The organism is Jidongwangia harbinensis, from assembly GCF_020216025.1.
GTDB lineage: Bacteria > Actinomycetota > Actinomycetes > Mycobacteriales > Micromonosporaceae > Actinoplanes > Actinoplanes harbinensis.
The window spans coordinates 69791-82584 of sequence record NZ_JAIWNC010000038.1 but is presented as its reverse complement, the minus strand read 5'-3'; the positions used below and the strand labels follow the sequence as shown (position 1 = coordinate 82584).

Sequence of the window (12794 nt, the reverse complement as noted above, 5' to 3'; positions counted from 1 at the left end):
CGTCGAAGCCGTGTTCCGGATTGCCGGACAACCGGGGCGATGTGGGAAACGCTCCGGCGTCGTATCGTGACTTCGAGATGAAGACGAGACTGCGAAACGCCGTCACCGTGACCGGGAACCCGGCCGGGCCGCCGATGATGTTCGCGCACGGGTTCGGGTGTGATCAGAACATGTGGCGGTTCGTGGCTCCGGCGTTCGCCGACACGCACCGGATCGTGCTGTTCGACCAGGTCGGCAGCGGCAATTCCGATCTTTCCGCGTTCGACGAGCGGCGGTACGCCACGCTGGACGGCTACGCCACCGACGTGCTGGAGATCATCGACGACTACGACCTGCACGACGTGGTGTTCGTGGGGCACTCGGTCAGCGCGATGATCGGTGTCCTGGCCTCGGTGCGGGAGCCCGAGCGGTTCGCCCGGCTGGTGCTGGTCGGGCCGTCCCCGCGGTATCTCGACGACGAGGGTTACGTCGGCGGTTTCGGGCATGCCGACATCGACGAGATGCTGGAGTCGCTGGACAGCAACTACCTCGGCTGGTCCAGCGTGATGGCTCCGGTGATCATGGGGAATCCGGACCGGCCGCAGCTGGGTGCCGAGCTGACCAACAGCTTCTGCCGTACCGATCCGGAACTGGCCGGCAAGTTCGCCCGCGTCACGTTCCTCTCGGACAACCGCGACGACCTGCCGAAGGTACGTACCCCCGCACTGATTCTGCAGTGCAGCGACGACGTGATCGCACCCGAGGCGGTCGGCGAGTACGTGCACCGCCACGTTGCCGGCAGCACGTTCGTCAAGTTGCACGCGACCGGCCACTGCCCCAATCTGAGCGCACCCGAGGAGACCGTCGCGGCCATCAAGGCTTGGCTGTAACCGCGGCGGGGAGGCTGATGAGTGAGCCTGACGTGACGCATGACGTACGGCTGCCGTGGGAGGAGGATCCCGGGGAGTTGTACGACCACGCCCCGTGCGGTTATCTCACCACGCTGCCGGACGGCACCATCGTCAAGGTGAACGAGACGTTGCTGAGCTGGACCGGTTACACCCGCCGGGAACTGATCGGCCGTCGCCGCTTCCGGGAACTGCTCACCCCGGGCGGCCAGATCTACCACGAGACGCATTACGCGCCGTTGCTGAGCATGCAGGACGACGTGCACGAGATCGCCTTCGACATGATCTGCGCGGACGGCCGGCGGCTGCCCACGCTGGTCAATTCCGTGCTCGGCCGCGACCCGGCGGGACTGCCCCGGGTGATCCGCACGACGATCTTCAACGCCACCGAGCGCCGCGGGTACGAACGCGAGCTGCTGGCCGCGCGCCGCGCCGCGGAGGCCTCGGAACGCCGGGTCCGGGTGTTGCAGCAGATCGTCGCGGACCTGGCCGCGGCGCCGACCCAGGCCGAGGTGGCCGAGACGGTGGTCCGCGCGCCGGGGCCGGCGTTCGGCGCCACCAGCAGCAGCGTCTGGCTGGTCGACGAGCACCGCGAGGTGCTGGCCGCGGTGGCCGGCACCGACCCGGCCACCGGCACCGGCGACCTGGCGCTCGACTCGGCGCACGTGGTGGCGGAGGTGGCCCGCCGCGGCGACCTGCACGTGATCGGGTCGGTGCGGGAGGCCGAGGAGCACTTCGACGGCATGGCCTCCGAGATGGTCCGGGTGGGCCGCAGCACGGTGGTGCTGCTGCCGATGACCACCGGGTGCCCGGACGACCCGGCCGCCGCCGAGGTGCTGGGTGTGCTCGGCTTCAGCTTCGCCGCGCCCAAGGAGCTGACCGACAGCGAGCTGCGGGTGGTCCGCCTGCTCGGCCAGCACGCCGGGCAGGCCCTGGACCGCGCCCGGCTGTACGACCAGGCCCGGCGCCGGGAGGACCGGGCGGTGTTCCTGGTGGAGACGACGCACGCGCTGGAGGGCACGCAGCGGCTCACCGAACGGGCCCGCCGCCTGGTGGACCGGCTGGTGCCGGAGATCGCCGACTGGGCCCGGGTGTGGTTGCAGGTCGGCGCGGACGGCCTGACCGAGGAGGCGGGTGGCCCGGCGCCGGACCCGGACCGGCTGGCCGGGCAGATCGCCGCGGTCGCGGTGTCCGGCGAACCGGATCGGGACGCCGCGGGCCTCGGCTGCGTGATCCAGCCGCTGGTGGTGCGCGGGCGGGTGCTCGGCACGCTGGCGTTGCGGCCGACGGCGGCGCTGCGCCGGGTGTCCGAGGGGGCGTTCCTGACCGATCTGGCCGACCGGGCCGCGCTGTCGCTGGAGAACGCGCGCCTCTACGAGCAGGAGCGGATCGTCGCCCGGACGCTGCAGCGCAGCCTGCTGGCGCACGAGACGCCGCAGGATCCGCGGTTCCTGCTGGACACCCACTACCAGGCGGGTGCGCGGGACCTGGAGGTCGGCGGCGACTGGTACGACTCCTTCCTGATCGGCCCGGACCGGCTCGCGGTGGTGGTCGGCGACGTGGTCGGGCGGGGCATCGAGGCGGCCACCACGATGGGGCAGCTGCGCAGCGCGATCCGGGCGCTGGCGTCCGCCGAGGCCGGTCCGGCCCGGGTGCTGCAGGGACTGGACCACTTCGTGGAGCGGGCCGAGAACGCCCGGATGGCCACGGTGGTGTACGCCGAGATCGCGCTGGACTCCGGCGAGATGACGTACGTGTGCGCCGGTCACCCGCCGCCCCTGCTGTACGAACCGGCCCGCCCGCCGCGCTACCTGCTGGACGGCCGTTCGGCGCCGCTCGGCTCCCGCTCCGGGCGCACCGAGCGGATCGAGCAGCGCATCCGGCTGAATCCGGGCAGCCGGCTGCTGATGTACACCGACGGCCTGATCGAGCGGCGCACCCGGCCGCTGGACCGGGGCCTGGAGGTGCTCGCCACCGAGTACGCCCGCCGCTGCGACGCGCCGATGCCGGGGCTGACCGCCGGGCTGACCGACCTGCTGGCGGGCCGCGAGCACGCCGACGACGTCTGCCTGCTCTGCGTCGCGCTGGGCGCCGAGCAGCGCCTGGAACGCTCGATCGGCGCCGACCCGGTGCAGATCGGGCTGCTGCGGCAGGATCTGCGCGGCTGGCTGGCCACCAACTCGGTCGGCGACGAGTGTGCGCAGGCGGTGCTGCTGGCCTGCTCGGAGGCGGTGGCGAACGCGATCGAGCACGGCTACCGCGACGACCCGTTCGGGGTCGTCGACGTCACCGCCACGGTCTCCACCGAGGCGGTGGAGATCCGGGTGTCCGACCGCGGCACCTGGCGGGACGCCCACGTCGATGTGGCCCGCGGCCGCGGCCTGCAGCTGATCCGCCAGGTGATGGATCACGTGGCGTTCGACCGCAGCGACGGCACCACGGTGACGATGCGGCGGATCCGGCGGGACCAGTCGTGACCGGGCAGGTGACGTCCGAGCGGATGGGCCGTGCCGAGCTGATCCGGCTGGCCGGTGACCTCGACGTGGCCACCGCGCCGACGATGGGCCGGGAGATCGTCTCGTGTGTGCGGGGTGCCGGCGCCGTCCTCCTCGATCTGACCGCGGTCGCGTTCCTGGACAGCGCCGGGGTGCGCCTGCTGGACGCGCTGGTCGCCGACCTGGACCGGCTGGGCACGCCGATCCGCCTGGTGGTGGGCGAACGCGGCCCGGCGCGGATGACCCTGCAGCTGTGCGCGTTCCGTGACGATCTGCTCGCGGTCGACGTCGCCGAGGCCGCGGACGGACTGACCGGGTAATCGGCGTACCCTGGAGCCCCATGAGCGTCACTTCGGTCTTCCCGCAGCTGGAACCGCTGCTGCCCCGGGTCAGCAAGCCCATTCAGTACGTGGGCGGCGAACTCGGCGCCGTGGTCAAGGACTGGGACGCCACCACCGTGCGCTGGGCGTTGATGTATCCGGACGCCTACGAGGTCGGACTGCCCAACCAGGGCGTGCAGATCCTGTACGAGGTGCTCAACGAGCAGCCCGACGTGCTGGCCGAGCGGACGTACGCGGTGTGGCCGGACCTCGAGGCGCTGATGAAGGCGAACGGCGTCCCGCAGTTCACGGTCGACGCGCACCGCCCGGTGCGCGCGTTCGACGTGTTCGGCATCTCGTTCGCCACCGAACTCGGCTACACCAACATGCTGTCCGCGCTCGACCTGGCCGGCATCCCGCTGAACTCGGCGGACCGCACCGCCGATCACCCGATCGTGCTGGCCGGCGGCCACGCCAGCTTCAACCCGGAGCCGATCGCGGACTTCATCGACGCCGCGGTGCTGGGCGACGGCGAGGAGGCGGTCCTGGAGATCACCGGGATCATCCGGGACTGGAAGGCGGAGGGCCGCCCGGGTGGCCGGGACGAGCTGCTGCTGCGCCTGGCGCGCACCGAGTCGATCTACGTGCCGCGCTTCTACGACGTCGACTACCTGCCGGACGGCCGCATCCAGCGGGTCGTGCCGAACCGTCCGGACGTGCCGTTCCGGGTGGCCAAGCGCACCACGATGGACCTGGACGCCTGGCCGTACCCGAAGAAGCCCCTGGTCCCGCTGGCCGAGACCGTGCACGAGCGGTATGCGGTGGAGATCTTCCGCGGCTGCACCCGGGGCTGCCGGTTCTGCCAGGCCGGCATGATCACCCGCCCGGTGCGGGAGCGGTCGATCACCACGGTCGGGCAGATGGTGAAGGAGGGCCTGGAGTTCTCCGGGTTCAACGAGGTGGGCCTGCTGTCGCTGTCCAGCGCGGACCACTCGGAGATCGGTGACATGTGCTCCGGCCTGGCCGAGCAGTACGCCGACACCAACGTCTCGCTGTCGCTGCCGTCGACCCGGGTGGACGCGTTCAACATCGACCTGGCGCAGGAGCTGTCCCGCAACGGGCGCCGCACCGGTCTGACGTTCGCGCCGGAGGGCGGCTCGGAGCGGATCCGCAAGGTCATCAACAAGATGGTGACCGAGGAGGACCTGATCCGGACGGTCGTCACGGCGTACTCGAACGGCTGGCGGCAGGTGAAGCTGTACTTCATGTGCGGCCTGCCCACCGAGACCGACGACGACGTGCTGCAGATCGGCCGGATGGCGCACGAGGTGATCAAGGCCGGCCGGATCGCCGCGGGCACCAAGGACATCCGCTGCACGGTGTCGATCGGCGGGTTCGTGCCCAAGCCGCACACCCCGTTCCAGTGGGCCCCGATGGAGCGGCCGGAGGTCATCGACGCCCGGCTCCGGATGCTCAAGCAGGAGATCAACTCGGACCGGTCGCTGGGCCGGGCGATCGGCTACCGGTACCACGACGGCGAGCCGTCGCTGATCGAGGGACTGCTGTCCCGCGGTGACCGCCGGGTCGGCGCGGTGATCAAGCGGGCCTGGGACAAGGGCCAGCGCTTCGACGGCTGGAGCGAGCACTTCTCGTACGCCCGGTGGGTGGAGTCGGCCGCCGAGGTGCTGCCGCAGTTCGGTGTCGACCTGGACTGGTTCACCACCCGCGAGCGCGAACAGCTCGAGGTGCTGCCCTGGGACCACCTGGACTCGGGCCTGGACAAGGACTGGCTCTGGCAGGACTGGCAGGACTCGAAGAGCGAGTTCGAGCAGGACGACTGCCGGTGGACGCCGTGCTTCGACTGCGGCGTGTGCCCGTCCATGGACACCGAGATCCAGATCGGTCCCACCGGCAAGAAGCTGCTGCCGCTCACCCCGGTGAGCGGTCTGCGGGCACCCGCGCACACCCATTAGGGGCGTGGACGGTTGAACGGGTGTGATCCCGTTCAACCGTCCCTTCCTCGCCGACCGTGAGCTGGAGTACCTCACCTCGGCCGCCGCGTCCGGGCACACCTCCGGCGACGGCCCGTTCACCCGGCGCGCGACCGCGCTGCTGACCGCGTTGACCGGCGCCCGTGCCGCGCTGCTCACCACGTCCTGCACGCACGCGCTGGAACTGACCGCGCTGCTGCTGGACCTGCGGCCCGGCGACGAGGTCATCATGCCGTCGTTCACCTTCGTCTCCACCGCGAACGCGTACGTCCTGCGGGGTGCCGTGCCGGTGTTCGTGGACTGCCGCCCGGACACGCTCAACATCGACGAGCGTGCCGTGGAGGCGGCGGTGACGTCCCGTACCCGGGCCGTGGTGGTGGTCCACTACGGCGGCGTGGCCTGTGACATGGACGCGATCGGGAAGGTCGCCCGGCACCACCGCATCCCGGTCGTCGAGGACAACGCGCACGGGCTCGGCGCCACCTACCGCGGGCGGCCGCTCGGGTCGCTGGGCGCGATGGCCACGCAGAGTTTCCACGCCACCAAGAACGTGTCCTGCGGCGAGGGCGGCGCGCTGCTGATCAACGACGAGCGGTACGCGGAACGCGCCGAGATCCTGCGCGAGAAGGGCACCGACCGGAGCCGGTTCTTCCGCGGCCAGGTGGACAAGTACCGGTGGATGGACCTGGGGTCCAGCTATCTGCCGTCGGACGTGCTGGCCGCCGGGCTGACCGCCCAGCTGGAGGCGTTCGACACGATCCAGCGGCGGCGGCACGCGGTGTGGGACACCTACCAGGCCGCCTTCGCCGGCCTGGACGTGGTGCGGCCGACCGTGCCACCCGGCTGCGAACACCCCGCCCACCTGTACTACCTGCTGGTTCGGGACCTGGCGGAGCGGCAGGCGCTGTTGCGGCACCTGGCCGACCGGGGCGTGCAGGGCACGTTCCACTACCAGCCGCTGCACGGTGCCCCGGCGGGGGAGCGGTACGGGCGTACCGGGCCGGGCGGGTGCCCGGTGACCGAGGACGTGGCGGACCGGCTGGTCCGGCTTCCGGTGCACGCCGGTCTGACGGACAGCGACGTCGGGCGGGTGGTGGACGCGGTGACGGCGTACCGGTTCGCCGGATGCTGACCCGGACCGGTGACCAGGAGCGGCCCACCGCACCCGCCCCGGTGGTGCCGCGGGTTCCGCGCCGCCCGCTGCGGCTGGTGCCGGGGGCGCTGGTGCTGTGCGCGGCGGTGGTGCTGCTGCGCGGCGCCGACGTGGGTCTCGGCGTGCAGGCGCGGTTCGCCGGCCACCTTCTGGTCGTGGTGCTGATTCCGGGCGTCCTGCTGTGGCGGTCGCTGCGGGGCGGGCCGGGCCCGCTGCCGGTGGATCTGGTCGGCGGTGCGACGCTCGGCTACGTCCTGGAGATCGGCTGGTATCTGCTCGGTCGTGCGGCGGGCTTCCCGTACCTGCATGTGGTCGCGGCCGGTGCGGGCATCGTCGCGTTTCTGGCGGTGCCGGGGCTGCGCCGGTACTGGCGGGGCAGCGGCCGGCCGGCCGACGTCCGGTGGTCGATCTCGGTGGCGGCGCTGTGCCTGGCGCTGGTCGGGTGGGCGGCGGTGACCTACTGGGCGCCGCACGGGCTGGCCTGGCCCGGATCCGCCCACCCCTACCCGGACATGGTGTTTCACCAGTCGCTCGCCGCCGAGCTGCGGCACCACCTGCCGCCGCAGAGTCCCTCGGTGGCCGGGGTGCCGCTGTCGTACCACTGGTTCGTGCACGCCGACTGGGCGGCGGCGAGCTGGTCGACCGGGATCGAACCGCAGCTGCTGACGTACCGTCTGGGTCTGCTTCCGGTGGTCGTGCTGTTCGTCGTCGGGATCGCCGCGGTGGCGCAGCGCGTGTTGCCGGGCCGGTGGTGGACCGGCCCGCTGACGGCGGTCCTGGCGCTGGGCGCCACCGCGCTGGACCCGGCCGGCTGGTCGGTCACCGAGGTGCCGGTGGCCGCCATCCCCGCGACCATGTGGTTGAGCCCGAGCCAGACGCTGGGCGGGCTGCTCTTCGCCGGGGTCCTGCTGAGCCTGGTGGATCTGCGCGACCCCGGCGGACGGTCCCGGGTGGGCTCCTGGGTGGTGTTCGGGCTCGCCGTGCTGGGCGCCACCGGTGCCAAGGCCACGTACGCGCCGTTGCTGGTCGCCGGCCTGCTCAGCGTGCTCGCCGTCGGCCTGCTGCGGCGCCGGTTCGAGACCTGGGCCGCGGCGGCGGCCGGGCTCACCGTGGCCGCCTTCGCCGTGGTCGCGCTGACCATGTTCCGGGGCAGCGACGCCGGGGTGTTCCCGGCGCCGTTCGCGTCGGTGCGGGGTTCGGCGGCGGCCGGCGGGCACCTGGGCCTCGGCCTGGCCGCCTGGGCCCTCGCCTGGTCCGCGGTGGCCGCCGCGGTGGTGCTGCTGGTCCGCCGCCGGGGCTGGACCGACCCGATGCTGGTGCTGTCCGCGGGTCTCGCCACGGGTGCGCTGGCGGTGGTGCTGTCGACGCAGCAGATGGGCGGCTCGGAGACCTACTTCCTCACCTCGGCCCGGCCGTACGTGGCGCTGCTCGTGGTGGCCGCGCTGGTGGCGTGCGTCCCGGCCGGGGGAGTGCGCCGGCCGGACCGTCTGGTGGTGGCGGCGGCCCTGGTGGGCGGCGCCGTCGTCACGATGGCCGCCGAATGGCTCAGCCCGGTCCGGCCGGTGTCCGGTGGCCCGCTGGCGGTCCTGTGGCCGTACGCGCTGCCGCCGGCCGTCGCGGCCCTCGCCGCCCTGCTGCTGCACCGGCCGCGCGCCACCCGGTCGGTGGCGCTGCTGTCCGGCGGCGCCGTGCTGATCGGCGCGGTGCTGCCGACCTCGATCGGCTACGCGCAGAGCACCCTGCAGCGGCTGCAGGCCGGGTCCGCGCCCCGGTTGTCGTCGGCGTCGCCGGTGCCCGCGGCGGTGCCGCGCGGCGCGGTGGCGGCCGGCCGGTGGCTGCGCGAGCACTCCGGACCCGACGAGCTGCTCGCCACCAACAGCCACTGCCGCTTTCGGGCGGGACCGTGCGATCCGCGTCAGTTCTGGCTGGCCGCGTACGCGGAACGGCGGGTGCTGGTGGAGGGCTGGGGGTACACGCCGCCGGCCAACGAGATCGCCGCCGCGCGCCGGCTGAGCGTGGCGCGGGTTCCGTACTGGGATCCCGCCCGGCTGGCCGAGAACGACGCGGCCTTCGTCCGGCCCAGCGCGACCACCGTGGGCCTGCTCCGCACCCGGTACGGGGTGCGGTGGCTGGTGGTGGACCGGACCCGGGCACACGACCGGGCCGGTCTGGACCGGGTGGCGCGGCTGCGCTACCGGGCCGGTCAGATCGCGGTCTACCAGGTCCGGTAGCCGGCTCAGGCCGGTCGCGGGCGCCCGGTCCGCTGCACCAGGTCGACCAGCTCGGCGACCGTGGCCACCTGGGCGACGTCGGCCTCGTCGACCGCCACGCCCAGGTCCTTCTGGATCGCCAGCGCGACCTCCAGCAGGGCCAGTGAGTCGAGGCCGACGTCGGTCAGCGCGACGTCGGCCCGCAGGCGGTCCCGGGGAATGCGGCCGGTCTCGGCCAGGATGTCGACGACGTCGGAATCGGTGCTCATGGCGGTCTCCCGTGGGTTCTTCCGGTGGGTGGTCAGGCCGGCGTGACGGACGGCCAGCGCAGCGCGGTGGAGCCCCACGCCAGCCCGCCGCCGAACGCGGTGAGCAGCACGAGTTCCCCGGGCCGCAGGGTGCCGTCGGCGACCGCGTCGCACATGGCGAGCGGAATGGAGGCGGCGGAGGTGTTGGCGACCCGGTCGATGTTCAGCACCACCCGGTCCTCCGGCAGTTCCAGGTCCCGCGCGACGGCGCGCAGGATCCGGGCGTTGGCCTGGTGGCCGATCAGGTGGTCGACGTCGGCGGGGGTACGTCCCAGCCGGGTCAGGACGGTGCGTGACGACTCGGCCATGTGCTTGATCGCGGCGCTGAACACCAGCCGGCCCTGCATGGTGAAGTACATGTCCGCCGCCTCGGCCGGGCGTCCCGCCGAGCGCTGCTGCGACCCGCCGCCGGGCACCGTGATGAGGTCCGCGGCGGTGCCGTCGCTGCCCAGGTCGAAGGCGCCCAGGGCACCCGGCTCGGCCGGGTCGCCGGAGCGCAGCACCACGGCACCGGCGCCGTCGCCGAAGAGCGGCGTGGTGGTCGGGTCGTCCGGGCGCACGATGCTCGAGTAGGCGTCCGCGCCGATCACCAGGGCCCGCTCGGCCATCCCGGCGGTGATCATGGCGGCGCCGGTGGCCAGCCCGTAGACGAAGCCGGCGCACACCGCGTTGACGTCGAACGCGGCGGCACCGCCGAGTCCCAGCCGTGCGGCGACGCCCGGCGCGGTTCCCGGCATCGGCCGGTCCGGGGTGACCGTGGCGACGACAACGACGTCCACCGCGTCGACGCCGGCCGACCTGAGCGCCCGCACGCCGGCCTGGTACGCCAGGTCCCCGGTCGAGGTGCCGGGGTCGACCACGTGCCGTTGCCGGATCCCGGTCCGGCTGTGGATCCACTCGTCGGTGACGCCGAGCCGGGCGCCCAGCTCCGCGTTGGTGACGACGGAGGGTGGCAGCCAGCCTCCGATACCGGCGAGTACAGCGGTCATGGCCGGTCCAACGATCGAGGTGGCGTTGCGTGGCGACGGCGCGTACCGGCCGGTGCCTCGTTGACCTGCAGAGGCGAACCGGAGGAGAGAGCATGCTGCGACCCGCCACCGAGCACGACGTGGAGACGATCCGGACCTGGCGTAACCACCCCGAGGTGCGGCGGAACTTCCTCTACCGGGCGGAGATCACCGCGGCGCACCACCGGCAGTGGTGGGACCGGGTCTCCGCGGACCCGGCGGAGCGGGTGCTGATGTACGAGCACGCCGGCTCCGCCTGCGGGGTGGTCACCATCAACGATCACGACCCGGTCGAGCGCCGGGCCGAGTGGGGCTTCTTCCTGGACGTGGACGGCCTGCGGAGTCGCGGCACGCTGAGCGCCGCCTGGATCGGGCTGGAGCGGGCGGCCGTGCGGTACGCCTTCGACGAGCTGCGGCTGTCCGTGCTCGGCGGGCGCACGCTGGCGGACAACCGGGCGGTTCTGGAACTGCACCGGCGCACCGGGTTCGTGACGGTCCCGGAGCGCTGCTACACCGCCATGGTCGACGGCCGGGAGTGCCGGGTGGTGTGGATGGAACGGCTCGCGGAGCGGGCTCCGGCCGGTCAGTGACTGGCCGATTGCGGGCTGACCTGCCCGGGGACGCTGGGCTCCGAGCCGGCCGCACCGCCGGGCCGGATGACGTACGTCGGCAGGCCCAGCCCGCGGGAGTGGATGCGCCCGATGTACTCGCCCAGCACCCCGGTCGCGATCATCTGGGCCGCGGAGAACAGCGCCACCATGGACGCCAGGGTGGTGAAGCCGGCGACCGTGGTCTCGCCGCTGAAGTACAGGTGGAGCACCCGGCCGAGCAGGGCCAGTCCGAGCACGCCGACCCCGATCCCGAGGTACGTGACCAGGCGCAACGGGCCGGTGGAGTAGCCGAACGCCATGTTCAGCGTGTGCCGGATCAGCATCCGTACGGTGTAGTTGGACCGGCCCACGGCCCGCTCGTCCATCCGCACGGTGACCGCGGCGATGTCCGTGGTGCACCAGGACAACGCCACGTCGAGGCTCACCTGGGACCCGTGCAGCTGGGTGAATCCGGTGCGCAGGAACGTCCGGAAGGCACGGAACGCGCTGAGCCGGTGCGCCTTGCCGACCCGCATGGTCCGCTGCAGCGTGGCCTTCACCAGCCGGGAGGCGAGGCTGCGGGCGACGCCGTGTTCCTCGTCGGCGGCCACCCCGTAGACCAGGTCGACGTCGTCGGTCAGTGCGCCCAGCAGGGCCGGGATCTCCTCGGGCCGGTGCTGCAGGTCGTCGTCCATGGTGACCACCACGTCGTGCCGGGCCGCCCGTACGCCGGCGAGCAGCGCGTTGTGCTGACCGTAGTTGCGGTTCAGCCGGAGCGCCCGGACGTGCCGGCTGCCCCGGTCGAGGCCGGCCGCGGTGGTCCAGGTCTCCCGGTCGCCGCCGTCCACCACGAGCACGATCTCGAAGTCGGTCACGTGGGCCGGCAACACGTCGTGGATGCGGGCGGCCAGCGCGGGCAGCGTGGCGGCGGACCGGTAGCAGGGGACGACGACCGAGACAGACACGAGACGACTTCCTTGTCGAGGCGGCGCGGGTGACGACGGTGCTGTCAGGTACAACGCGATCGACCGATTTGCGTGATGTAGGGCGACTCTGCCGTGGTTCGGTCGTTGGCCAGTGCGCGTGTTCCCGCCGCCTCCGGCGCCGACAGGAAGGGGCCCGATGGACGCCAGCGACATTCATCGCATCGCCCAGCTCGAGGATCACCACTGGTGGTTCCAGGAGCGGCGGGCCATCCTCGCCCGCTGGGTCCGCGCCCTCGCCCGGTCCGGTGTGGTGCCCGGCGCCGCGCTCGACATCGGCGCCGCCGCCGGCGGTAACACCCGGGTGCTGCGCCGGCACGGGTGGCGCCCGATCGCGCTGGAGTACAGCGCGGACGGTGCCGACGTGGCCCGGACCCGGGGGCTGACCGTGCTGCGCGGCGACGCGACCAACCTGCCGCTGCGCGCCGGGACCGTCGACCTGGTCACCGCGTTCGACGTCATCGAGCACATCGAGGACGACTACCTGGCCGTCGCGGAGATCCGCCGGGTGCTGCGCCCGGGCGGGACGCTGCTGGTCACCGTCCCGGCGGACATGCGGCTGTGGTCGGCGCACGACGTCGCCGCGTACCACTTCCGGCGGTACGACCGGGACGGCCTGACCCGGGTGCTCACCAAGGCCGGGCTGCAGATCGACGAGCTGTGGAGCTGGAACGTCCTGCTCCGCCCCGCGGTGGCGCTGACCCGCCGGCGGGCGGCCGGCAGCCAGCTCGCGCCGGTGTCCCCGCTGCTGAACACGGCGCTCCGGGCCGCGGTGCTGGCCGAGCGGATGCTGCCGGTGCGGTCAATGCCCGGTGTGTCGCTGATGCTGCGCGCGCACCGGCCGCGCTGA

At 72.9% G+C, this 12794-nt stretch carries 11 protein-coding genes; 8 read left to right on the top strand and 3 right to left on the bottom strand.

Annotated features, from left to right (window positions below; genetic code table 11):
- The first annotated feature begins 77 nt into the window (after positions 1-77).
- Genes LDL48_RS34460 through LDL48_RS44290 form a run of 6 tightly spaced genes read left to right on the top strand, consistent with a single transcriptional unit; the run spans position 78 to position 9077 of the window.
- Complete coding sequence (locus LDL48_RS34460) at positions 78-869, top strand: alpha/beta fold hydrolase (protein ID WP_225259325.1); 792 nt, start codon at positions 78-80, stop codon at positions 867-869.
- Between the two features lie 17 nt (positions 870-886).
- Positions 887-3364, top strand: a complete 2478-nt coding sequence (locus LDL48_RS34455; RefSeq protein ID WP_225259324.1) for a SpoIIE family protein phosphatase — start codon at positions 887-889, stop codon at positions 3362-3364.
- Positions 3361-3702 (top strand): STAS domain-containing protein, encoded by a 342-nt coding sequence (locus LDL48_RS34450; RefSeq protein ID WP_225259323.1) that lies wholly within the window; start codon positions 3361-3363, stop codon positions 3700-3702. The genes LDL48_RS34455 and LDL48_RS34450 overlap by 4 nt, the downstream gene beginning before the upstream one ends.
- 20 nt (positions 3703-3722) lie before the next feature.
- Complete coding sequence (locus LDL48_RS34445) at positions 3723-5675, top strand: TIGR03960 family B12-binding radical SAM protein (protein ID WP_225259322.1); 1953 nt, start codon at positions 3723-3725, stop codon at positions 5673-5675.
- 22 nt (positions 5676-5697) lie between these two features.
- Positions 5698-6825, top strand: coding sequence for a dTDP-4-amino-4,6-dideoxygalactose transaminase (rffA, locus tag LDL48_RS34440; RefSeq protein WP_225259321.1), 1128 nt, complete (start codon positions 5698-5700; stop codon positions 6823-6825).
- Positions 6819-9077: a hypothetical protein gene (locus LDL48_RS44290; protein WP_272493120.1), complete on the top strand. Its 2259-nt coding sequence runs from the start codon at positions 6819-6821 to the stop codon at positions 9075-9077. Before rffA ends, LDL48_RS44290 begins: the two co-directional genes overlap by 7 nt.
- Positions 9078-9082: 5 nt before the next feature.
- On the opposite strand, the gene LDL48_RS34430 is transcribed toward LDL48_RS44290, so the two are convergent.
- Together LDL48_RS34430 and LDL48_RS34425 are read right to left on the bottom strand one after the other, a co-directional pair.
- Entirely contained in the window at positions 9083-9325 is a 243-nt protein-coding gene (locus LDL48_RS34430; RefSeq protein WP_225259320.1) for an acyl carrier protein, read from the bottom strand.
- A gap of 32 nt (positions 9326-9357) precedes the next feature.
- A complete protein-coding gene (locus LDL48_RS34425) occupies positions 9358-10353 on the bottom strand; it encodes a beta-ketoacyl-ACP synthase III (protein WP_225259319.1) in 996 nt (331 codons plus the stop codon).
- Positions 10354-10445: 92 nt separating this feature from the next.
- Between LDL48_RS34425 and LDL48_RS34420 the strand changes: the two genes are divergently transcribed.
- Positions 10446-10961, top strand: coding sequence for a GNAT family N-acetyltransferase (locus tag LDL48_RS34420; protein WP_225259318.1), 516 nt, complete (start codon positions 10446-10448; stop codon positions 10959-10961).
- On the opposite strand, the gene LDL48_RS34415 is transcribed toward LDL48_RS34420, so the two are convergent.
- Positions 10955-11926, bottom strand: coding sequence for a glycosyltransferase family 2 protein (locus LDL48_RS34415; RefSeq protein WP_225259317.1), 972 nt, complete (start codon positions 11924-11926; stop codon positions 10955-10957). The genes LDL48_RS34420 and LDL48_RS34415 overlap by 7 nt on opposite strands.
- A gap of 157 nt (positions 11927-12083) precedes the next feature.
- Between LDL48_RS34415 and LDL48_RS34410 the strand changes: the two genes are divergently transcribed.
- Positions 12084-12794 (top strand): class I SAM-dependent methyltransferase, encoded by a 711-nt coding sequence (locus tag LDL48_RS34410; RefSeq protein ID WP_225259316.1) that lies wholly within the window; start codon positions 12084-12086, stop codon positions 12792-12794.